21 protein-coding genes are annotated in these 22,907 nt (G+C 62.4%); all 21 read right to left on the minus strand.

Going from position 1 to position 22,907, the window contains the following annotated elements; all coding sequences use genetic code 11:
• Nucleotides 1–22 precede the first annotated feature (22 nt).
• A complete protein-coding gene (locus HGR_RS12500; protein WP_039853462.1) occupies nt 23–466 on the minus strand; it encodes a DUF4149 domain-containing protein in 444 nt (147 codons plus the stop codon).
• A 28-nt stretch (nt 467–494) separates the two neighbouring features.
• Nucleotides 495–971 (minus strand): transcription elongation factor GreA, encoded by a 477-nt coding sequence (gene greA, locus HGR_RS12505; protein ID WP_006298635.1) that lies wholly within the window; start codon nt 969–971, stop codon nt 495–497.
• A 263-nt stretch (nt 972–1,234) separates the two neighbouring features.
• Nucleotides 1,235–4,501 (minus strand): carbamoyl-phosphate synthase large subunit, encoded by a 3,267-nt coding sequence (carB, locus tag HGR_RS12510; RefSeq protein WP_006298636.1) that lies wholly within the window; start codon nt 4,499–4,501, stop codon nt 1,235–1,237.
• A 14-nt stretch (nt 4,502–4,515) separates the two neighbouring features.
• Complete coding sequence (gene leuE / locus HGR_RS12515; RefSeq protein WP_006298637.1) at nt 4,516–5,190, minus strand: leucine efflux protein LeuE; 675 nt, start codon at nt 5,188–5,190, stop codon at nt 4,516–4,518.
• On the minus strand, nt 5,187–6,362 hold the full coding sequence (carA, locus tag HGR_RS12520) for a glutamine-hydrolyzing carbamoyl-phosphate synthase small subunit (RefSeq protein ID WP_006298638.1): 1,176 nt from the start codon (nt 6,360–6,362) through the stop codon (nt 5,187–5,189). Before carA ends, leuE begins: the two co-directional genes overlap by 4 nt.
• A 230-nt stretch (nt 6,363–6,592) precedes the next feature.
• A complete protein-coding gene (aceA, locus tag HGR_RS12525; protein ID WP_006298639.1) occupies nt 6,593–7,912 on the minus strand; it encodes an isocitrate lyase in 1,320 nt (439 codons plus the stop codon).
• A 269-nt stretch (nt 7,913–8,181) separates the two neighbouring features.
• Nucleotides 8,182–9,000, minus strand: a complete 819-nt coding sequence (locus tag HGR_RS12530; RefSeq protein ID WP_406564784.1) for a TrmH family RNA methyltransferase — start codon at nt 8,998–9,000, stop codon at nt 8,182–8,184.
• Nucleotides 8,994–9,650, minus strand: a complete 657-nt coding sequence (rnhB, locus tag HGR_RS12535; protein ID WP_039853464.1) for a ribonuclease HII — start codon at nt 9,648–9,650, stop codon at nt 8,994–8,996. Before rnhB ends, HGR_RS12530 begins: the two co-directional genes overlap by 7 nt.
• Entirely contained in the window at nt 9,622–10,761 is a 1,140-nt protein-coding gene (gene lpxB / locus HGR_RS12540; protein ID WP_039853489.1) for a lipid-A-disaccharide synthase, read from the minus strand. The genes rnhB and lpxB overlap by 29 nt, the downstream gene beginning before the upstream one ends.
• 11 nt (nt 10,762–10,772) lie before the next feature.
• Complete coding sequence (gene lpxA, locus HGR_RS12545) at nt 10,773–11,561, minus strand: acyl-ACP--UDP-N-acetylglucosamine O-acyltransferase (protein WP_006298643.1); 789 nt, start codon at nt 11,559–11,561, stop codon at nt 10,773–10,775.
• 35 nt (nt 11,562–11,596) lie between these two features.
• Nucleotides 11,597–12,064: a 3-hydroxyacyl-ACP dehydratase FabZ gene (fabZ, locus tag HGR_RS12550; RefSeq protein ID WP_006298644.1), complete on the minus strand. Its 468-nt coding sequence runs from the start codon at nt 12,062–12,064 to the stop codon at nt 11,597–11,599.
• 22 nt (nt 12,065–12,086) lie between these two features.
• Nucleotides 12,087–13,142 (minus strand): UDP-3-O-(3-hydroxymyristoyl)glucosamine N-acyltransferase, encoded by a 1,056-nt coding sequence (gene lpxD, locus HGR_RS12555; RefSeq protein WP_039853466.1) that lies wholly within the window; start codon nt 13,140–13,142, stop codon nt 12,087–12,089.
• A 23-nt stretch (nt 13,143–13,165) separates the two neighbouring features.
• Complete coding sequence (locus HGR_RS12560; protein ID WP_006298646.1) at nt 13,166–13,690, minus strand: OmpH family outer membrane protein; 525 nt, start codon at nt 13,688–13,690, stop codon at nt 13,166–13,168.
• Complete coding sequence (bamA, locus tag HGR_RS12565) at nt 13,690–16,008, minus strand: outer membrane protein assembly factor BamA (protein WP_006298647.1); 2,319 nt, start codon at nt 16,006–16,008, stop codon at nt 13,690–13,692. Before bamA ends, HGR_RS12560 begins: the two co-directional genes overlap by 1 nt.
• Nucleotides 16,009–16,061: 53 nt before the next feature.
• Nucleotides 16,062–17,456, minus strand: a complete 1,395-nt coding sequence (rseP, locus tag HGR_RS12570; protein WP_039853493.1) for an RIP metalloprotease RseP — start codon at nt 17,454–17,456, stop codon at nt 16,062–16,064.
• Nucleotides 17,457–17,463: 7 nt separating this feature from the next.
• A complete protein-coding gene (gene ispC / locus HGR_RS12575; protein WP_006298649.1) occupies nt 17,464–18,669 on the minus strand; it encodes a 1-deoxy-D-xylulose-5-phosphate reductoisomerase in 1,206 nt (401 codons plus the stop codon).
• 27 nt (nt 18,670–18,696) lie between these two features.
• A complete protein-coding gene (locus HGR_RS12580; RefSeq protein WP_006298650.1) occupies nt 18,697–19,566 on the minus strand; it encodes a phosphatidate cytidylyltransferase in 870 nt (289 codons plus the stop codon).
• Between the two features lie 73 nt (nt 19,567–19,639).
• Nucleotides 19,640–20,404: a polyprenyl diphosphate synthase gene (gene uppS / locus HGR_RS12585; protein ID WP_039853495.1), complete on the minus strand. Its 765-nt coding sequence runs from the start codon at nt 20,402–20,404 to the stop codon at nt 19,640–19,642.
• Between the two features lie 34 nt (nt 20,405–20,438).
• Entirely contained in the window at nt 20,439–21,002 is a 564-nt protein-coding gene (frr, locus tag HGR_RS12590) for a ribosome recycling factor (protein WP_006298652.1), read from the minus strand.
• 75 nt (nt 21,003–21,077) lie between these two features.
• Nucleotides 21,078–21,800, minus strand: a complete 723-nt coding sequence (gene pyrH, locus HGR_RS12595; protein ID WP_006298653.1) for a UMP kinase — start codon at nt 21,798–21,800, stop codon at nt 21,078–21,080.
• 119 nt (nt 21,801–21,919) lie between these two features.
• A complete protein-coding gene (gene tsf, locus HGR_RS12600; RefSeq protein ID WP_006298654.1) occupies nt 21,920–22,816 on the minus strand; it encodes a translation elongation factor Ts in 897 nt (298 codons plus the stop codon).
• Nucleotides 22,817–22,907 lie beyond the last annotated feature (91 nt).

A 22,907-nucleotide genomic window follows, 5' to 3' on the forward strand; every position in this document is an offset into this window, starting at 1 on the left:
GCACCGTGCATAGTCAGCCTACTCAGTCGTGACGAGCCGGCGCTGGTCGGCTCAGACGCCAGAACGTCCAGCCGGCACAAAGCCATTGAAGTAAATAGAAGGCGCTGCCCAGGCGATGCCAGACGGCCAGATTCTCCCGGGCGACGATACGCGGAGCCACCACGAGTTCGACAAGCAGCGCGAGAAGCAAGCCCGCCAGGATCGGCTGACGAGCCGACACCAGCGCCGACTTTGACGGCGACAAGCTGTCTTGCCCCCGAGCCCGTGACCCCATGAGCAGCAGGAGCGTACAGGCCACCGTGACCCAAGTTTGGGCCGTGAACAGATGCGCAGCCATACGTCCCGCCATCGCGGGTGTGTCCAGATGAACGAACAGCAGAGGAACCACCAGAAAGCCTATGGTGGTGAGACTGCCCCACCACAGAGCAGCTACCCAGGCGGGAAGGGATGACAGAAAGCGTTGCATACGTGTCGAATCTGGACGGACGAGTGACTCAGCGGTAGGAAACGGCCACGATCTCGTAGCGCTTCACGCCACCAGGGGCCTGGACTTCCGCCGTGTCGCCCTCCTCCTTACCGATCAACGCGCGCGCGATCGGGCTGCTGACGTTGATCAGGCCTTGCTTGAGGTCCGCCTCGTCCTCTCCAACGATCTGGTAGGTCACGCTATCGCCAGTGGCTTCGTCCTCTAGCTCCACGGTGGCGCCGAAAACCACCTTGCCGCCGGCATCCAGGCCAGCGGGGTCAATGACCTGAGCGGCGGAGAGCTTGCCCTCGATCTCCTGGATGCGGCCCTCAATGAACCCTTGTCTGTCCTTGGCCGCGTCGTACTCGGCGTTTTCGCTCAGATCGCCTTGGGCACGGGCCTCTGCAATGGCATTGATGACGGCGGGGCGATCGACGGTCTTCAGGCGGTGCAATTCGGTCTTGAGCTTTTCCGCGCCGCGCAGGGTGATCGGAATGGTGGCCACGTCGTACTCCGTTTTCATCAAGAAAAAAGCAAACCGCCGGGCGTTGCCGCTCGGCGGTCTCGAGCCAGAATTATGCCGCGAATGGCAAGCGACACACAACCCGAAACGACTGAAGCTGTGTGCCACCAAGGCCCTCCATCTCAGCCGCTATCGAACGCCGTGGCGGCCAGCGGCACGACGGCAGAACAGACCAAGCAGCGCGGCATGCCACACCCACTGGCTGCAGGTCGTGCTACCTGCAGCAGCCCACAGCACACATGTGATCAACCCAGCTGGGCGTGCAGTTCCTGCACGGAGTAGACATCGAGGTTGTCGATGTACTTCATGCCTTCGACCGCCGCTTCCGCGCCCGCAATCGTCGTGTAGGTCGTGACACGGCCCAGGAGAGCCGAGGTGCGGATATGACGCGAATCCGCGATCGCGTTGCGCCGCTCCTCCACCGTATTGATGACCAGGGCGATTTCCTCGTTCTTGATCATGTCCACGATGTTGGGACGGCCCTCGGTCACCTTGTTGATGACTTCGCAGGATAGGCCCGCGGCCTGAATGGCGGCCGCCGTGCCCTTGGTGGCCACGATCGTGAAGCCTTGTTCGATCAGGCCCCGCGCCACCTCGACGGCACGCGGCTTGTCACTGCCCTTGACGGAGATGAAGGCTTTGCCCGCGCCGGGTCCAGACTTGGGCAGCTTGGTGCCCGCGCCGAGTTGGCTCTTGACGAAAGCTTCGCCGAAGGTCTTGCCCACGCCCATGACTTCGCCGGTGGACTTCATCTCCGGCCCCAAGATGGTGTCCACGCCCGGGAACTTGACGAAGGGGAAGACGGCCTCCTTGACGCTGTAGTAAGGCGGCGTGACTTCGGCACCGACGCCCTGCTGATCCAGCGTCTGGCCGGCCATGCAACGCGCGGCCACCTTGGCCAATTGCACACCGGTAGCCTTGCTGACGAAAGGCACGGTGCGGCTGGCACGCGGGTTGACTTCCAGCACGTAGATCACGTCCTGGATCGTTCCGTTCTTTTCAATCTGTTGGATCGCGAACTGCACATTCATCAGGCCCACGACCTGCAAGGCATTGGCCATCGCGGAAGTCTGGCGCTTGAGTTCGTCCACCGTGGCCTTGGACAAGTAATACGGCGGCAGGGAACAGGCGGAGTCCCCGCTGTGCACACCAGCCTGCTCGATGTGCTCCATGACACCACCAATGTAGGTGCGGCCCGACTTGTCACGCACGCAGTCCACGTCGCATTCGATGGCGTCATTCAGGAAGCGGTCCAGCAGAACCGGTGAATCGTTGCTGACCTTCACCGCTTCGCGCATGTAGCGCTCCAAGTCGCGTTGCTCGTGGACGATTTCCATGGCGCGGCCACCCAGCACGTAGCTCGGGCGCACCACCAGCGGATACCCAAGAGCCTGGGCCTTTTCGAGCGCCTCAGGCTCGGTGCGCGCGGTGGCGTTCGGCGGCTGCAACAGCTTGAGCTCGTGCAGCAGCTTTTGGAAGCGCTCGCGGTCTTCAGCCGCATCGATCATGTCCGGGCTGGTGCCAATGATGGGCACGCCATTGGCTTCCAGGCCCAGCGCGAGCTTGAGCGGCGTCTGACCGCCGTACTGCACGATCACGCCCAGGGGCTTTTCCTTGTCCACGATCTCCAGCACGTCTTCCAGCGTCAGCGGCTCGAAGTAGAGGCGATCGCTGGTGTCGTAGTCGGTCGAGACCGTCTCCGGATTGCAGTTGACCATGATGGTCTCGTAACCGTCTTCGCGCATGGCGAGCGCGGCGTGCACGCAGCAGTAGTCGAATTCGATGCCCTGGCCGATGCGGTTGGGTCCGCCACCCAGCACCATGATTTTCTTGTTGTTCGTTGGCTCGGCCTCGCACTCGTCCTCGTAGGTCGAGTACATGTAGGCGGTCTTGCTCGCGAATTCAGCCGCGCAGGTGTCCACGCGCTTGTAGACCGGACGTACATTCAGCTTGCGGCGAGCCTCGCGCACGGCTTGTTCGTTGGTCTTCAAGAGCTTGGCGAGCCGCCGGTCGGAGAACCCTTTTTTCTTTAGCTCGCGCAGGGTCGCGGCATCCAGGGCAGCCAGCGCGCCTGCGCCCTTGGCCTCGACCAGCTTGTCGATGTCGAGCTCGATCTTCACGATCTGTTCGATCTGCACCAGGAACCACTTGTCGATCTTGGTGAGGTCATGCACTTCGTCCAGCGTGAAACCGGCGGCAAAAGCGTCGCCCACATACCAGATTCGCTCGGGACCAGGTTCGCCCAGTTCCTTTTCGAGCAGCTCACGGTCCTTGGTCTTCTCGTTCATGCCATCCACGCCGACCTCAAGGCCGCGCAAGGCCTTCTGGAAAGATTCCTGAAAGGTGCGGCCCATGGCCATCACCTCGCCCACCGACTTCATCTGCGTGGTCAGGCGGCTGTCAGCCGTGGGGAATTTCTCGAAGGCGAAGCGCGGGATCTTGGTGACCACATAGTCAATCGAGGGCTCGAAGGACGCTGGCGTGGCGCCGCCCGTGATCTCGTTCTTCAATTCGTCCAGCGTGTACCCGACGGCCAGCTTGGCCGCGACCTTGGCGATCGGAAAGCCTGTCGCCTTGGACGCCAACGCGGAGGAACGCGACACCCGTGGGTTCATCTCGATCACGATCATGCGCCCATCGGCCGGATTGATCGAGAACTGCACGTTCGAGCCACCCGTGTCCACACCGATCTCGCGCAGCACCGCCAGCGAGGCGTTGCGCATGACTTGGTACTCCTTGTCGGTCAGCGTCTGCGCCGGCGCGACAGTGATGGAGTCTCCGGTGTGCACGCCCATCGGGTCCAGGTTCTCGATCGAGCAGACAATGATGCAGTTGTCGGCCTTATCGCGGACAACTTCCATCTCGTACTCTTTCCAGCCCACCAGCGACTCTTCGATCAGCAGCTCGGATGTTGGCGAGGCTTCGAGGCCCCGCTTGCAGATCGTCTCAAATTCCTCGGGGTTGTAGGCGATTCCGCCGCCCGTGCCGCCCAAGGTGAAACTCGGACGGATGACAACGGGGAACCCCACGGTCTTCTGCACAGCCCAGGCTTCGTCCAGGCTATGCGCGATCCCAGAGCGCGCGGAACCGAGGCCAATGCGCGTCATCGCTTCCTTGAACTTCAGGCGGTCCTCGGCCTTGTCGATGGCTTCGGGCGTCGCGCCAATCAGTTCCACCTTGTACTTGTGCAGCACGCCATGGCGCCAGAGGTCCAGCGCGCAGTTCAGCGCGGTCTGCCCGCCCATGGTGGGCAGGATGGCATCGGGTTTTTCCTTGGCGATGATCTTTTCGACCGTCTGCCATGTGATGGGCTCGATGTAGGTCACGTCGGCCGTGGCGGGGTCGGTCATGATCGTCGCGGGATTGCTGTTGATCAGGATGACCTTGTAGCCCTCCTCGCGCAAAGCCTTGCAGGCCTGCACGCCGGAGTAGTCGAACTCACAGGCCTGGCCGATGATGATGGGACCGGCGCCGATGATGAGGATGCTTTGAATGTCTGTACGTTTGGGCATGGCTTACTTGGAATTCAGTTCAGACTGGCCGTGGCGAGCTTGGTGCCGAACCACAGGAACAAGGCGCCCACGGCGCCGGACAGACCGGCCGACGTGCGCCGACGTTGGCGAAAAGCATCGGCCAGGCGCGCGCCTGCGACGATCAGCACCGAGAGATACACGGCGCTGAAAGCCATCACGATGACGCTGAGAATCAGAAATGGGATCGCGGGCGTGTCGTAGGCAGGATCGATGAATTGCACGAAAAACGACAACAGGAACAGGATGGCCTTGGGGTTTAGCAAGCTGATGACCAGCGCACGCTGAAAAGGTGCCAGCAAATGCGCCGACTGGGCTGCCGCAAGGGCTGTTGGTTCAACAAGCTGCGTGGCGATGCCTGCGGCGCGCCACTTGCGCCACGCTGACCACGCCAGATTCATGCCCACCCAGAACAGATAAGCGGCACCGACGTACTTCACGACCATGAACAGCGCTGGGTAGCCGCGCAGCAGACTGGCCGCCCCCAGAGCCGTGAACAGCAGCAGGATGCTGTCGCCCAGGAACACGCCGCAGGCGGCGTGGTAGCCGACACGTACGCCACGCGCCGTGGCCACCGACAGCACGAACAGGGAGTTGGGGCCAGGCAGCAAGACGATGCCAATGGCACCGAGCACATAGGTCCAAAGATCGGTGACGCCGTAGAAACTCATGCGCGGGCTTCCATCAATTTGACGAAGCGGTCAAACAGATAAGCAATGTCATGCGGACCAGGCGACGCCTCGGGGTGGCCCTGGAACCCGAAAGCCGGCTTGTCCGTGCATTCGAAGCCTTGCAAGGTGCCGTCGAACAGCGACACGTGGGTTTCGCGACTGCTGGCCGGCAAGGTCTTCGGGTCGACGGCGAAACCATGGTTTTGGCTGGTGATGCTGACACGACCCGTGTCCAGATTCTTCACCGGATGGTTGGCACCGTGATGGCCGGTCTTCATCTTGAATGTCTTGGCGCCGAGCGCCAACCCAAGAATCTGGTGTCCGAGGCAGATGCCGAATGTCGGCAGGCCTCGGGACAAAAATTCCCTCGTCGCCGTGATCGCGTAGTCGCAAGGCTCCGGGTCTCCGGGGCCGTTGCTGAGAAACACGCCATCGGGTTGGTACTTGAGCACCTCGGCGGCGGAAGTCTGCGCGGGCACCACCGTGACCTTGACACCCCGCGAAGCGAGCATGCGCAGGATGTTCTTCTTCACGCCGAAATCGTAGGCAACGACGTGGAACATGGCTTGCTCCAGCACGCCATACCCGCTGCCCAACTGCCACTCGGTCTGGGTCCATTCATAGGGCTGCGCCACGCTGACCACCTTGGCCAGATCCTGCCCCGCCATGCTGGGCGCGGCCTTGGCACGCGCGATGGCATCGTCGATCAGCGCCTGGGTGACGGACTCGCCCGACTTCAGCGCGACGATGGCACCGTTCTGAGCACCCTTGTCACGCAACACGCGGGTGAGTTTGCGCGTGTCGATGTTGGCGATCGCCACGGTCTTCTCGCGCACCAGGTACTGCGACAGCGTCTCCGTGCTGCGGAAGTTGGAAGCCAGCAAGGGCAGATCCTTGATGATCAGGCCGGCGGCGTGGACCTTGTCGGCTTCGACATCTTCAGCATTGATGCCGTAGTTGCCGATGTGCGGATACGTGAGGGTCACGATCTGCCGGCAGTAGCTCGGGTCGGTGAGGATTTCCTGGTAGCCAGTGATGGCGGTGTTGAACACCACCTCGCCGATCGTGGCACCCGGGGCACCGATGGAATTGCCGAGAAAGACCGTGCCGTCTGCAAGCGCCAGGATGGCGGGAGGCTGCGATTGGTGCGCGCCTTGGAGAGACAAAAGCACTGGGGACTCCGTTGGTTACGGGCGCGCCCTGGGCATCTCCAGGACACACTGGGCCTGGCTTTGCTGCTTTTGGTGAGGGAAGGTTCGAAGGAAATGCGCTGCGGGCGCGCTGATTTCTGAACAGCCTCGAATTATAGCGGAGCGAGGGCCAGCCCAGAGCTGGCCCTCGCAAGAAGTTCCGTAGAGACCGGTCTTGAAAAGATGCGCACCGGCTCAGTCTGGAGGCCGACTCAGTGGAACTGCTCTTCCTCGGTGGAGCCTGTCAGAGCGGTCACGCTGGAGCGCCCGCCCTGGATCGCCGTGGTCACCTCGTCGAAGTAGCCGGTGCCCACCTCCTGCTGGTGCGAAACAAAGGTGTAGCCACGCTCACGCGCCGCGAACTCTGGCTCTTGCACGCGGTCCACATAGGCCGTCATGCCACGTTGCACGTAGTCTTGAGCAAGATCGAACATGTTGAACCACATGCTGTGGATCCCAGCCAGGGTGATGAACTGGTACCTGTAGCCCATGGCGCCAAGTTCACGCTGGAACTTGGCGATGGTGGCGTCGTCCAGGTTCTTCTTCCAGTTGAAAGACGGCGAGCAGTTGTAGGCCAGCATCTTGCCAGGGTGAACCTTGTGCACGGCCTCGGCAAACTTGCGCGCGAAGCTCAGGTCGGGCGTGCCGGTCTCACACCACACCAGATCGGCGTAGCGGGCGTAGGCGTTCGCACGGGCCACGGCTTGGTCCAGTCCCTTGCGGGTTTTGAAGAAACCTTCGGCGGTGCGTTCGCCGGTCAGGAAGGGCTGGTCGATCTCGTCGTAGTCGGAGGTCAACAGATCGGCGGCTTCGGCATCGGTGCGCGCGATCACCAGCGTCGGCACGCCCATCACGTCGGCGGCCATGCGCGCGGCGATCAGTTTCTGGCACGACTCGCGCGTGGGCAACAGCACCTTGCCACCCATGTGCCCGCATTTCTTGACGGACGCCAACTGGTCTTCCCAATGCACGCCCGCCGCGCCTGCTCGGATCATGGCCTTCATGAGTTCAAAGGCATTGAGCACACCGCCGAAACCAGCTTCAGCGTCCGCCACGATGGGCGCGAAGTAATCGATGTAGTCCGTGTCACCGGGGTTGACGCCCTTGGCGTGCTGGATTTCATCCGCGCGGCGGAAGGTGTTGTTGATGCTCTCCACCACCTTGGGCACGGAATCCACGGGATAGAGCGACTGGTCGGGGTACATGGAGGCGTAGCTGTTGTTGTCGGCCGCCACCTGCCAGCCCGACAGGTAAATGGCCTTCACGCCAGCCTTGACCTGCTGCATGGCCTGCCCACCCGTCAAAGCGCCCAGACAGTTCACATACGGCGTGGTGTGCAGCAAATCCCAAAGCTTTTCCGCCGTGCGGCGCGCGACGGTGTGCTCGATGGGAAAGGATCCGCGCAGGCGCACGACGTCAGCGGCGCTGTAACCGCGCTCGATACCTTTCCAGCGGGGATTACTCGCCCAGTCTTTTTCCAGGGCGGCGGCTTGTTGCTCACAGCTGAGTTGTTCGGTCAGGGTTTGGGGCATGGTGAACTCCTTGGGTCATGGTGGATACAGGGGAAAGCGCAGGTCATGTATAAGACTTGCGACCCGTTCAATGTAGGTGTGCCCACCCTTCCGATGCCGATCGGATCTCAGTGACTTGGAGTTTTTTTATTCTTTTTAAATCATAGACTTAAGGATGAATTTTCTTGATGAGAAATCCAATATCTCATATCAAGAAAAAATGCTGCGCCGCAGCACGGGGCGTTTTCACAAGGCGAGAAAAGTACCGGACCCGTGAAAACGGGCCTTGCTCAGGACAGCGCAGGACCGGACAGCGCGCTGGCGTGCAGGCAGATGGCGGCGGCAGCGGCCACGTTGAGTGACTCCTCGCCACCCGGTTGGGCAATGCGCAGCTTGAGCGCCGCGCGAGCCATCAAGGCTTCACCCACCCCCTGCCCCTCGTGGCCCAAGACCCAGGCACACGGCCAGGGCAAATGGGCGCGATGCAAAAGCTCACCTTGGTGAGAGCTGGTCACCAGCAGCGGGACCTGCAAGACCGCCAGATCGTCTGCGGCCAGGCCCTCGACCAAGCGCAGGCCGAAGTGCGCCCCCATGCCAGCGCGCAGCACTTTCGGGCTCCATAGCGCCGCCGTGCCCTTGAGCGCCAGCACCTGAGCGCAGCCGAAGGCTGCGGCGCTGCGCAAGATGGAGCCGACGTTGCCTGCGTCTTGGACCCGGTCCAGGACGACGGTGGACAGCCCAGACTGAACGGTCGCCTCGACGGGCAGGTCGAACACCAGACCCAGGCCCTGCGCGGGCGAGAACGACTCCAGAGCACTGATGCTGGCGAACAGGGCGTCGGGCAGAAGCACGGTGCGTTCCGCGCCAGTGTGGCTCGCATCGCCGAACTCCCCGCCCCAGTGCAGCCAGGCCGATTCGGCCAACACGGCCAAGGCGGGACGCCAGCCACGCAACAGCGCCGCGCGGGCCAGGTGGTCACCCTCGACCCAGACCCGGCCAGCGGTGCCGGACTTGCGGTAGGCCGTGTTGTCCTGCGCCAGCCGACGCAACTCCTTCAGCAGAGGATTGTCACGCGAGCTGATGATCTGGGCCTGGGGCAGGCTCACGATGCACTCCCGGCGCGCATGACCTGCGCCACCGGCGCGAAGGAGCGCCGATGCTGCGGACACGCGCCATGCATGTGCAAGGCGGCCAGATGCACTGCCGTGCCGTAACCCTTGTGAGCGGCGAAACCGTACTGAGGGAATTCACGGTCATAGCTGAGGCACCAGCGATCGCGGTGCACCTTGGCCAGGATGGACGCCGCCGAGATGGCCGGCACCAAAGCATCGCCCCTCACCACGGCCTCGGACAGCACGGACAGGCGCGGCAACTGGTTGCCATCGACCAGCACTTTGGAGGGCTTCAAACGCAGTCCCCCGACGGCGCGCCGCATGGCCAGCAAGGTGGCCTGAAGGATATTCAGGGCGTCGATCTCCTCCACGCTGGCCTCGGCCACGGCGCAGCACAAGGCCTTGGCCCGGATCTCGTCGTACAGCCGCTCACGCCGCGCGGCCGTGAGCTTCTTCGAGTCGTCCAGACCTTCGATCGGATTCAACTCGTCCAAGATGACGGCGGCGGCCACCACGGGCCCGGCCAGCGGTCCGCGCCCCGCTTCATCCACACCGGCGAGCAGGCCGGGCGTGTCCCACATCAGGCGGGTCTGAGCGGCTTGTGCGGCCAGCGCGGCATCAGGCCGGGAGGATCTGGGCGATCGCATCGGCAGCCAGGGTGGGAGTATCGCGCTGTAATTCAGCGTGCAGGGCATCGAAACGGGTTTGCAGCGCCGCGACGCGTGCTGGGTCATCCAACCAAGCCAGTGTGGCGGCAGCAAGTTTTTCGGGTCGCGCTTCGTCTTGCAGCAATTCGGGGACGACAAAATCGCGGCAGAGGATGTTGGGCAGGCCGATCCAGGGCTGCAGCTTCTTGCCTCTCATGATCGAGGCCGTGAGCCAATGGACTGCGTAGGCGATGACCATCGGTCGCTTGAACAAAGCGGCCTCCAGCGTGGCGGTCCCGCTGGCGATCAGCGTCACGTCACAGGCGGTCAGGGCTTGGTGGGACTGTCCGTCCAGGATGTGCAGATTGGGCTGCGCACTCGCGCCAAACACCCGCCGAACGGCCTGCTCGATGGCAGCACGCCGACCAGGCGCGGCGGGCACGATGAAGTGCAATTCCGGTCTTGCCCGCCCCATCAACGCCGCAGCCCTTAGGAAGCGTTCCGCGAGATGCTTGACCTCGCTGGCTCTGCTACCGGGCAAGACAGCCACCACGGGAGCGTCGGGCGGCAATCCCAGCGCGGCACGTGCCGCCACGCGGTCGGGCGTTCGGGGAATCACATTGGCGAGCGGATGCCCCACATAGGTCGCGGCGATGCCATGCTGCGAGAGCAGTTCGACCTCGAAGGGGAAGATGCACAGCACATGGTCCACACTGGCCTTGATCTTATGCACCCGCTCCGGACGCCATGCCCAGATGGAGGGACAGACAAAGTGAACGGTCTTGATCCCAGCCTCGCGCAGGCCGCGTTCAAGATCAAGGTTGAAATCCGGTGCGTCCACGCCAATGAAGACATCGGGCCGCTCGCGCAACAGCCGTTGCCGCAATTGGTCACGGATGCCGACCAATTCGCGGTAACGACGCAGCACCTCGACATAACCGCTGACGGCCAGCCTCTCGCTGGGCCACCAGGCCTGAAAACCACGTCGCAGCATCTGCGGTCCGCCGATGCCCACCATGTTGCCCGGTGCGCGCATCTGAGGCCAGCGGGCCTGCACGCCATCGAGCAGCAAGCCGGCGAGCAGGTCACCGGAGGCTTCCCCAGCAACCATGGCCAAGGTCTTCAACGGGCGATCCCTGCGGCGCTGGTGGACAAGAACGCATCCATCAAAGCGACGTCCGCGGCCAGTTCCGGCGAGTTCACGGACAAGGCCAGGATGCCCGCACGCGACTGCTCCAGGGTGAGCTCTTGGCGGTAGAGCAACTTGTGCATCTCACGTATGGCTCGGATACGTGCTTCCGAAAACTCACGCCGCTTCAGGCCCGTCAGATTGACGCCGCGCACTTCAAGCGGATGACCATCCACCACCATGAAAGGAGGCACATCCTTGTTGATGTGGCTGGCGAAGCCCACCATCGCGTGTGCACCTATGCGCATGCGCTGCAGCACGCCCGTGAGCCCACCCACTGTCACCCAGTCGCCCACCCGCACATGCCCGGCGAAGGTGGCGTTGTTGGCGATCGTGGTGTGGTCGCCAATGACGCAATCGTGCGCGACATGCACGTAGGCCATGATCCAGTTATCGCTGCCAATCTGCGTGACACCCGCGTCCTGCGTAGTGCCAGTGTTGAAAGTACAGAACTCGCGGATCAGATTGCGGTCACCAATGCGCAATTCGGTGGGCTCGCCAGCATATTTCTTGTCCTGCGGTGCTGCACCGATGGAAGAAAACTGGAAGAACTGATTGTCGCGGCCAATCGTGGTGTATCCCTCGATCACACAATGCGGACCCACTTGGGTCCCCGCCCCAATCTTCACGTTCGGTCCGATGACGGCGTAGGGGCCGACCTCGACCGAAGCGTCCAACTCGGCTTTCGGATCGACGATGGCTGTGGGATGGATACGGCTCATGGCGCCTCGATGTTCCTGCTTGTTACCCCGGGGGCTCAATCGACACGGCGCATCGTGCACATGATATCGGCCTCGACGGCGCGCTCGCCGTCGACACTGGCCCAAGACTTGAATTTATAGATGCCCGCCTTGGAGCGCTCCAGCTCGACCTCCAAGATCAACTGGTCGCCTGGCTCCACCGGGCGCTTGAAGCGCGCAGCGTCGATGCCCGCGAAGTAGTAGATGCTCTTGCCGTCCTGCTCGATGTCATTCGACACAAAGGACAGCAGCGCCGCGGCTTGGGCCAAGGCCTCGATCTGCAACACGCCGGGCATGACCGGACGGCTGGGGAAGTGACCATTGAAGAATTCTTCGTTCATGGTCACGTTCTTCAGCGCCTTGATGCGCTTGCCCTTTTCAAGTTCAAGCACACGGTCCACCAGCAGGATGGGATAGCGATGCGGCAACAGTTTGAGAATCTGGTGGATGTCCAGCCGGGTCAGGTCGGTGGTGGGTGCGCTCATTGTTTATTCCTCTCGGGTTCCTTCAATTCTTGTCAATCGCCTTGTCGCTCGATTCGGAGCCATGCGCCTTCTCCAAGGCGCGCAGCCGTTCGCGTAAACCGGCGAGTTGTTTGAGCGTGGCAGCATTCCTTTCCCAGGAAGCGTGGTCATCGAGGGGAAAGGCCCCTGTGTAATGCCCCGGCTTGTGCAAGGATCGGGAAACCAGCGAAAACGCGGACACATGCACGTTGTCGGCAAGGGTCAGATGCCCGGCGATGCCCGCTCCCCCGCCAATAGTGCAGTTGGCGCCGATGATGGCGGAGCCTGCCACGCCGACACAGGCCGCCATGGCCGTGTTGCGCCCCACGCGCACGTTGTGCGCGATCTGAATCAGGTTGTCGAGCTTGACGCCATCCTCGATCACGGTGTCCGCCAAGGCGCCCCGGTCGATGCACGTGTTGGCGCCGATTTCCACGTCGTCACCGATGCGCACGGCGCCAAGCTGTTCAATTTTTTCCCAGCGTGTTTCAGCGTCGGCGCGCACAGGGGCAAAACCGAAGCCGTCGGCCCCAATGACCACGCCTGAATGCAAGATGCAGCGCGCGCCAATCACGCAGTCCTCACCCACCGTCACGCGGGACTTCAGCCATGTGTGCGCGCCGATCTTCGCACCCCGCTCCACCACGCAAAGCGGACCAATGACCGCGCTGGGATCGACCTGGGCCAGGGCATCCACCACGGCACTAGGGTGGATGCGCGGGCCAGCCGGTGCGGTCGCTCTGCGCGCGCGCTGCCAGAGCTGGGTGAGGCGAGCGAAATAAAGATACGGATCTGGCGTGACGATGCAGGCTGGGCCACCAGACAGACCGTGCACAGAGCGAGCCATCGCCTCATCGCGCAAGGCGGGTGCGACGATCACACAGGCCGCCTGGCTCGTCGCCAGTTGAGCGCGATACTTGGCGCTGCTGAGGAAGCTCAGGGACTGGGCGTCGGCAGATTCAAGCGGAGCAAGACGCTCGATTTGCAAGTGCGCATCACCGAGCAACTCACCCCCAAGTTGCTCGACGATGGCACCGAGACGCAGTACAACATGACCCATGCGTGACGCTTGAGGGCTGGGAATTACTTGGCGCTGGCGTTCAGCGCCTGGATGACCTTGTCGGTGATGTCATGCTTGGGATTGACATACACCGCTTCCTGAAGGATCAGGTCGTACTTCTCGGCATCCGCCACCTGCTTGACCACACGGTTGGCGCGCTCAAAGACCTGCTGCAATTCTTCATTTCGCCGACGGCTGAGATCCTCTTGGAACTCACGGCGATTGCGTTGGAAATCACGGTCCAGATCCACAAGCTCTTTTTGCCGGGCCGAACGCTGGCTTTCGGACAAGGTGGGGGCATCTTTCTCGAACTGGTCGGCTCGGGTCTTGAGCGCCGCTCCCTGAGTCTGCAGCTCTTTCTCGCGCTTGGAGAATTCCTGTTCAAGACGGACCTGGGCATTCTTCGCGGGAGCAGCCTCCTTGATGATGCGATCCAGGCTCACGTAACCAAGGCGAAACTGTTGAGCGGAAACCGGCGTACTGAACAGCGCCAACAGACCCGCGCTGACGGCCAGCCAATAGGCAACAAAGGATTTGCGCAGCTTCATCAGAATGTGGTCCCGATCTGGAATTGGAGATGTTGGATTCTATCGCCATCGAACTTGCGCACGGGCCAGGCGTAGGCCAGGCGCAAGGGGCCCATCGGCGAAATCCAGCTCAGACCCAAGCCCGCGCCAGAGCGCCAGTCACTGGGACTGATGTCCTGGTCCGGACCATAGACGTTGCCCGTGTCATAGAAGGCGTAGACGCGCAAAGTGCGGTCGTTGCCCGCGCCGGGGAACGGTGCTTGCAGTTCAAAGTTCAGGTTAAATTTCTTAGATCCGCCATAGCTATTGCCCGAGTCTGGATCACGCGGGCCTAGGCTGCCGGGTTCAAAACCTCTGACCGAGCCCAGTCCCCCACCGTAGTAGTTCTTGAACATCGGATAGGGACGATCCCCGAGCGCAAACCCCCAGCCCAGATCGCTGTTCATGGCGAGCGTGTATTGTTTGGTCAGAGGGATGTAATGCTGGTATTGGTACGTGCTGCGAAGGTACTGCAATTCACCCCCGAAGAAACTCGGACTCCATTCAAGCGAGGCGCGCAGATAGTTGCCCTGGGTCGGAACCAAGGCGCTGTCACGGTTATCCCGACCCCATCCCAGCGTCAATGGGTAGCCCAAGCTGTTGCGGCCGAATTCGTTGATGTAACGTTCGTAGGCAGCAGGCAGGTAATTCCCAGGAACAATGGTCGTGCTTTCAATGCCGGCTCCGACGTACACGGTATCGCGCTCACTCACCGGCAAGCCGAAGCGCACGCTGCCGCCCTGGGTCTCGACGGAGTAAGCCGAGGTATCGGTGTAGGGCCGGGAAATCCGGTCGTACAAATCAAAACTCCGGGAAACGCCATCCTCTGTGAAATAAGGGTCGGTGGTGTTCAGCACCACGGTGCGATTGACCTTGCTCGTGTCCAGCTGGATACCCAGCGAGTTACCGCTGCCGAAAGCGTTACGTTGACTGATACCAAACTGCAAGCCCAACCCCTCGCTGGTGGAATAACCCGCGCCCAGCGTCAAACTGCCCGTGGGCCGTTCCTTGACATTGAGATTCAGGTCCACCTGATCGGAGGTGCCGGGGACTTCGCTGGTTTCGACGGTGACTTGGTCGAAATAGCCCAAACGGTCGACACGATTGCGAGACAAGCGGATCTTGTCGCCGTCGTACCAAGCCGATTCATATTGCCGCAGTTCCCGACGGATGACTTCATCCCTCGTCCGTGTGTTGCCCGCGATGTTGACGCGACGGACATAGGCGCGTCGCGCGGGTTCAGCGTTCAGCACCAGGGCGACCCGATTGGTCGCGCGATCGATCTCGGGTTGCGAATTCACGCGGGCGAAGGCATAGCCGAAACGGCCAAAATGCTCGGTGAAGGCCTGCACGGTCTCGGCAACTTGATCGGCGTTGTAAGCCTCACCAGGACGGATGGTGATCAAGGTCTTGAACTCGTCTTCACGACCCAGGTAGTTGCCGGCCAGACGCACCGCGGACACGACGAAACGCTCACCCTCGGTCACGTTGATGGTGATGCTCATGTCCTGCTTGTTCGGAGCCATGGCCACCTGGGTCGAATCGATGCGGAACTCCAGATAGCCCCGGGCCAGGTAGTAAGAGCGCAAGGTCTCCATGTCCGCGTTCAGCTTGGCGCGTGAATACCGGTTGGACTTGGTGTACCAGCTCATCCAGTTGCCAGTATCCAAATCAAACAGGTTGCGCAGCGTCGCTTCTGAATACACCTTGTTGCCAGCGATGCGGATCTCACTGATCTTGGCCGGCTCGCCTTCGGTCACGCTGAAACTCAAGGCCACGCGGTTACGTTCCGCTGGAGTGACCGTGCTGACCACCTCGGCCGCGTAGAGGCTGCGGTTGATGTATTGACGCTTGAGTTCCTGCTCGGCCCGATCCAGCAACGCCTTGTCAAAAGGGCGCCCCTCCGCCAGACCAATGTCCTTGAGCGCCTGAGTGAGCACGGTTTGGTCAAACTCGCGCACGCCGTTGAATTCCAGGCTCACCACGGTGGGGCGCTCCTGCACGACAACCACCAACACATCCCCCTTCACTTCAAGGCGGACGTCGGTGAACAAACCCAAAGCGAAAAGCGCCCGTATGGAGGCGCCGCCCTTGTCGTCGTCATAACGGTCACCGATGCGCAGCGGCAGCGAGGCGAACACCGTGCCCGGTTCCACGCGCTGCAGGCCCTCCACCTGAATGTCACGAACAGTGAACGGTTCGACCGCTCGCGCAGGCGTCACTGCGAACAGTGCAGAGAACACAACCAGCAGGGCCATCGGCCAGAACCGGGCCATCAAACGAAAACGAGGAAACAGCATCAACAGCGCAGTCAGGGGATGGGGGCGGCCTTTATGGAATCAACCCGTGGTTATCAGCCCAATAAACGGGTGACGTCATTGACGAGGGCAATGGACATCATGAGCGCCAGCACGACAACGCCGAATCGCTGGAGCCAAGCCTGGCTGGCCTCGGATACAGGACGGCCCGTCAGACCCTCCCAGAGATAATACATGAGGTGCCCACCATCAAGCAGTGGCAAGGGAAGCAAATTGAGCACGCCGAGACTCACACTGATGAGCGCCAGGAAGACCAGATAAGCCGAAAGGCCCAAGCTGGCGGAACGCCCCGCGTAATCGGCGATGGTCAGGGGACCGCTCAGGTTCTTGAGCGAGGCCTCTCCGATCACCATCCGTCCCAGCGTCTTGAGTGTCAAGGCCGAGACATCCCAGGTCTTGACGATGCCCAGCCACAATCCGTCGAACAGGCCGTACCGTACCAAGCGCATTTCAGGCTGGGAGCCTATGTAAGCACCGATTCTTCCGACCGTGCGCCCCATGGAGTGCGAGTCGCCCACAGTCGAGGCGTCCTGCACCACGACTTCAGGCCGTACGTCCACCACGAGGATCTGGCCGGCCCGGTCGATGCGCCAGCGCTGGACTTTCGCGACACCGTCGGCTGCGCTGGCACGGATCAGCTCGCGAAGCTGGCGACCGTCCCGCATCGCCACATCGTCGACGCTCAGCACCTTATCTCCCTTGCGCAGGCCGGCGGTCTGGGCCGCGCCATCGGCCAACAGATCACCGATTTCGGGCTTGCTAAGGGGTGCGATGAGTCCAATGCGTTCAAGCAGCTCCGGGGCAGCCTCGCGCGCCTCCAGGGCGGCCAGACCGAGCCGGACCTGCGTCCCATCATCGAGCAGCAGGCGTGCGTCACGTCCAGCCAGCGCCGCTTGGCTCATGAGCCAAGTCAAATCCTCAAAAGACTGCACGGGCTGCAGATCGTCGACTTCGAGGTCGGCCGCGTCATAGCCAGCCCGCGCCACACGCTCTCCGCCCAACAGCCCGGCCCGATCGGCGACAGACCCGGACACCGGCACGCCGAGCACAGGCGCGGCCATTTGCACACCGCTCCAGTTGAGCGCTGCATAGAGCAACGCGGCCAGACCAAGGTTTGCCAGCGGGCCCGCAGCGACGATGAGAACACGCGAGCGCAAAGGCTGAAGATTGAAGGCCCGATGGCGCTCCTGAGCTGCCACAGGTGCCTCGCGCTCATCGAGCATCTTCACGTAACCACCGAGCGGCAGCGCACTCAGCGCGAACTCGGTACCCGATTTGGGTGAGGTCCAACGCAAAACGACGGGTCCAAAGCCGATGGAAAAACGCAGCACTTTCACACCGCACGCCACCGCCATGCGGTAGTGGCCGTACTCGTGAATGGCGATCAGAAGACTGAGTGCGAGAACAAATGCGGCGATTGTCAGCAAGATGGGTCCTTCAGGCCGCCTGCAAGGACAGGCGCTGCACACATTGCTCAGCCACGGCGCGGGAGCGCTCATCCAAGGCCAGCAGATCCTCCAAGGCGGCCGGAGGGGCCGCCGCGGACAGCCTGGGTGAGATGCTTTCCAGCACCGAAAAGTTCACTGCGTGAATCTGGTCAAAACGGATGCGCCGATCGAGGAAGGCGGCCACCGCGATTTCGTTGGCCGCGTTCAGCACGGCTGTTGACCCTGCCGGACCCCGCAAGGTCTCCCAAGCCAGCGCGAGCCCCGGATAGCGCAGGTGATCAGGCGACTGGAAACTCAGGCCGGTCAGCTTCGTGAAATCGAGCGCCGCCGCCCCCGACTCGATCCTCTCGGGGAACGACAAACCATAGGCAATCGGTACACGCATGTCAGGCGTACCCAGCTGAGCCAGCACCGAGTTATCTCGGCAGACCACCATGGAATGCACGATCTGTTGCGGATGGATCAGGACACGCACCTGCTCTGGCGCAAGATCGAAGAGCCATTTGGCCTCGATCACTTCCAGCGCCTTGTTCATCATGGTGGCCGAATCGACGGAGATCTTGCGCCCCATCGCGAAGTTGGGATGCGCCACGGCCTGTTCGGGGGTGACCGCGGAAAAAGTGGCCGGGTCCCGCTCACGGAACGGCCCGCCGGAAGAGGTCAGCAGGATATGGTCAATGCGCTGCGACCAGGTCGAGCGATCCTCGGGCAGGCACTGAAAGATGGCCGAATGCTCGCTGTCGATGGGCAGCAGCAGCGCGCCCCCCTCACGCACCGCGTCCATGAACAAGGCACCGCCGACAACGATGGCTTCCTTGTTGGCCAGCAACAAGCGCTTGCCGGCGCGCGCCGCGGCGAGGCACGGCGCCAGGCCAGCCGCGCCCACGATGGCGGCCATGACCACATCCGTTGCCTCATGCGCGGCAACTTCGCACAAGGCCGTCTCGCCACTGAGCACCCGCGTGGAAATCCCCTCGGCCTTGATCCGACTGGCCAGCAAGCGCCCCGCCGCCTCATCGGCCATGACTGCGTACGCGGGTTTGAAGCGCGCGCACTGCGCCAGCATCTCGTCTACACGACTGGCGGCGGTCAAGGCGAAAACTTCGAACCGCTCAGGGTGACGGGCCAAGACATCCAGGGTATTGACGCCAATCGAGCCCGTGGAGCCAAGGACGGCGACGCGCTGCTTTGTCATGTTGAGGGTTCCGGGAAAAACGAAGGCTCAGCGCGCCCAAGCATGCAACATCAGGGCGAGTGGCAAAGTGGGCAAGAGCGCATCGACTCGGTCCAGCACGCCGCCATGACCAGGCAAGAGGCCACTGCTGTCCTTCATGCCCGCGCTGCGCTTGACCAGGGATTCCACGAGGTCCCCCACAATGCTCATGGCCGTCAAAAAAACCAATGCGAGGGCCAAGCCCACCGCCCCAGCGCTCGATGCGCCAAGCACTGCATAGAGACTGGGACCAGGCAGCACAGCAGAGCGCTCCAGGGCCAGCCAAACCAAGGCGAGCACGAAGACGCCCAGCAAGCCACCCCACGCGCCCTCCCAGCTTTTGTTCGGGCTGATGCTGGGCGCAAGGCGCTGGCGCGTGTAACGCCCACCCAAGGCCTTGCCCGCGAAATAAGCGGCGATATCGGCCACCCAGACGAGCACGAGCACCGATAGCAAGAAGGCGATCCCCAACTCACGGGCACGCACCACGGCGAGCCAGGTCAGCCAGAGCGCGGCCCAGCCGGCGATCAAGCGCAGCGCGCGGGGCACGCTTGCCCAACGTGTCACGCCGGCACGCAACAAGGCGGCACCCACCAGCACCCACAACAAGCCCCCGAGTGTCCACACCCAGACCGATGTCGCGCGGAATCCGCCGCCGACCCAGCTCAGCAGGCAAGCGCATACGCACAGCAGAACACCGGCCCACGTGAGCAAGCCGGCGCGACGCTGCCTAGGATCATTCAAACGCCCCCACTCCCACGCCCCACCGGCAATCAGCACCAGCGTCACAGCTCGCCAGTAGGTGGTGTCTGGGTGAAAGAGCGCGGGCAGCAGAAGCGCCAGGAGGACGATGGCGGTGATGACGCGTTGCTTGAGCATGGGTCCTTGTCTCCTGACTGGTACGGTACCGACTCCGTGGGAGCTCGGGGGGGGTTGCATCATGCCCGAGGCTTCAAGCCGCCTGGGACTGTCTCGAGCTGGACGTTGAGGCTGAAGACGAGGCTGGCGAGGGAACACGGCCATAACGCCGCTCACGCTTCGCATAGGCCGCGATGGCACGATCCAATTCCGCCTCGTCGAAGTCTGGCCAGAGCATCTCACTGAAATACAGCTCGGCATAGGCCGCCTGCCAGAGCAGAAAGTTGGACAGGCGTAACTCACCGCCCGTGCGTATCAACAGGTCGGGGTCAGCCACGTGGGCCAGGGCCAGGGCGCTGGCCAACGTGGCCTCGGTCACCTCGACCTTCGCCGCGGCCAGTTTCGCCGCAGCCTGAACCAAGTCCCAGCGTCCCCCGTAGTTGAAACAAACGTTCAGGATCAGACGGTCGTTGCCCGCTGTCGCTTGCTCGGCCGTGGTCAACCCGGTCCGCACCTTTTCGGAAAGGTTCGCGCGCTCGCCCACGAAGTGCAAACGCACGCCATCGGCGTGCATCTGGGGGACTTCCTTGGCCAGGGCTCCGGCGAGCAACTCCATGAGGCCTGACACCTCTTCCGCAGGTCGGTTCCAGTTTTCAGAAGAAAAAGCGAAGACCGTCAGCACCGCCACGCCGCGCTCCAAACACGCGCGTATGCAACGGCGCAGACTTTCCATGCCTTGCCGATGCCCCGCCAGGCGTGGCAGCAGGCGCCGCGTGGCCCAGCGACCATTCCCGTCCATCACGATGGCGATGTGCGTGGGTACCCCAAGGGAGGGGGCGCGGTTGAGGATGGCTTTCATGCGCATCTGCAGCAGGAACAAGGGAGACGGCCGGTCAAACGGCCATCACCTCTTGCTCCTTGGCGGCGACCAGTTGATCGATGGTCGCGACATGCTTGTCCGTGAACTTCTGAATGTCGGCCTCGGCGCGCTTCTGATCGTCCTCGGAGGCGGTCTTGTCCTTCACCAACTTCTTGACGGCTTCGTTCCCGTCACGACGAAGGTTGCGCACGGCGATCTTGGCCGCCTCGCCTTCGTTGCGCACGAGCTTGGTCATTTCCTTGCGGCGTTCCTCGCTCATGGGCGGCATGGGCACGCGGATCAGGTCGCCCATGGACGCGGGGTTCAGACCCAAGTCGCTTTCGCGGATGGCCTTCTCGATCTTGGCACCCATGCCCTTTTCCCAGGGCTGAACGCTGATGGTGCGTGCGTCCAGCAGCGCCACATTGGCGACTTGGCTCAAGGGAACCATGGAGCCGTAGTACTCCACTTGCACGGCGTCCAGCAAGGCGGGGTTGGCGCGACCGGTGCGGATCTTGGACAAGTTGTTCTTCAGTGCCTCGATGGACTGGTCCATCTTGCCTTCGACGTTTTTCTTGATGTCTGCAATCGTGGTCATGTGGATCTCCTGCACGTACAGGCAAAAATCGGAACTTGGGACTCGACGGTGAAAGTTATGGGCGCCGTGTATGCATCAAAGACTCACCAAAGTACCTTCGTCTTCGCCCAGCACCACGCGCTTGAGGGCGCCGTGCTTGAAGATCGAGAACACCTTGATCGGCAGCTTCTGGTCACGGCACAAAGCAAATGCCGTTGCATCCATGATGCCCAGATTGCGCTGGATGGCCTCGTCAAAGGAGAGACGACTGTAGCGCGTGGCGCTCTTGTCTTTGGCAGGGTCGGCTGTGTAGACGCCATCGACCTTGGTGGCCTTGAGCACCACCTCGGCGCCAATTTCCGCGCCACGCAGGGCCGCGGCTGTGTCCGTCGTGAAAAAGGGGTTGCCCGTGCCCGCCGCGAAGACGACGACCTTGCCTTCCTCGAGGTACTGCAAAGCCTTGGGACGCACATAAGGCTCCACCACCTGTTCGATGGCGATCGCCGACATCACGCGGGCCGTGAGACCCGCCTTGTTCATCGTGTCGGCCAAGGCCAAGGCGTTCATCACGGTGGCGAGCATCCCCATGTAGTCGGCCGTGGCGCGATCCATGCCGACCGAGCCACCCGCGACACCACGGAAGATGTTGCCGCCGCCGATGACCACGGCCACTTCGACGCCCATGCGGGTGACCTCGGCGACTTCCTCGACCATGCGCACGATGGTGGCGCGGTTGATGCCAAAGGCATCATCCCCCATCAAGGCTTCACCGGACAGCTTGAGCAAAATGCGCTTGTGGGCCGGCTGCGGGGTGGACATGGGAGACTCCAGAAAGGAAAGAAGGCGGGGCGCGAACGGAAATTTACCGGATTTCAACCGGCTACCACCCACCGCCGGACCCTTTGCGCGGCGATGGATGGCAATGCGTCACAAGAGCATCAGGCTTGCTTGGCGGCCGCCACCTGTGCAGCCACCTCGGCGGCGAAATCGTCAACCTTCTTCTCAATGCCTTCGCCCACGACGTACAGCGTGAAGCTCTTGATCGTGGTGTTCTTGCTCTTGACGTAGGCACCGACAGTCTGCTTGCCATCCGCAGCCTTCACGAAGACTTGGTCGAACAGCGAGACTTCCTTCAGGTACTTCTGCACCGAGCCCTCGACCATCTTGGCGACGATGTCGGCAGGCTTGCCAGACTCTGCGGCCTTCTCGGCGGCGACGCGGCGCTCGGTCTCGATCAGCGCGGCCGGCACATCGGCGGACGTCAGGGCCACGGGCTTCATCGCGGCCACATGCATGGCCACGTCCTTCGCGGCGACCTCGTCACCGTCGAACTCCACGACCACGCCGATGCGCGTGCCATGCAGGTAGGAGGCCAGCTTGGCGCCGGAGGCGAAACGCTTGAAGCGGCGGAAACTCATGTTCTCGCCGATCTTGCCGATCAGCCCCTTGCGAACGTCTTCCAGGGTGGGGCCGAAGCCGTCCTGGCTGTAGGCCACGGTGCCCAGGGCCGCCACGTCGGCCGGGTTGTTCTTGACGATCAGCTGCGCGGCGGCATTCGCCAGGGCCAGGAAGCTGTCGTTCTTGGTCACGAAGTCGGTTTCGCAGTTGATCTCGATCAGCGAACCCACGCCGTTTTCGATGGCGGAAGCGACCACCCCTTCGGCGGTCACGCGGGACGCGGCCTTGCCAGCCTTGGTGCCCAGCTTGACGCGCAGCACTTCCTCGGCCTTGGCCAGGTCGCCATCGGCCTCGGTCAGCGCCTTCTTGCATTCCATCATGGGGGCATCGGTCTTGGCGCGCAGTTCGGCGACCATGCTTGCGGTGATTGCAGCCATTTGTTTACTCCGTCTTGATTTGTTTGGTTCGGTTCAAACCGGGGCTAAAAAAAAGGGGCCTACACGCCCCTTTCTTCCCGTCCCTGGTAAA

It is taken from the genome of Hylemonella gracilis ATCC 19624 (assembly GCF_000211835.1).
Lineage (GTDB): Bacteria > Pseudomonadota > Gammaproteobacteria > Burkholderiales > Burkholderiaceae_C > Hylemonella > Hylemonella gracilis.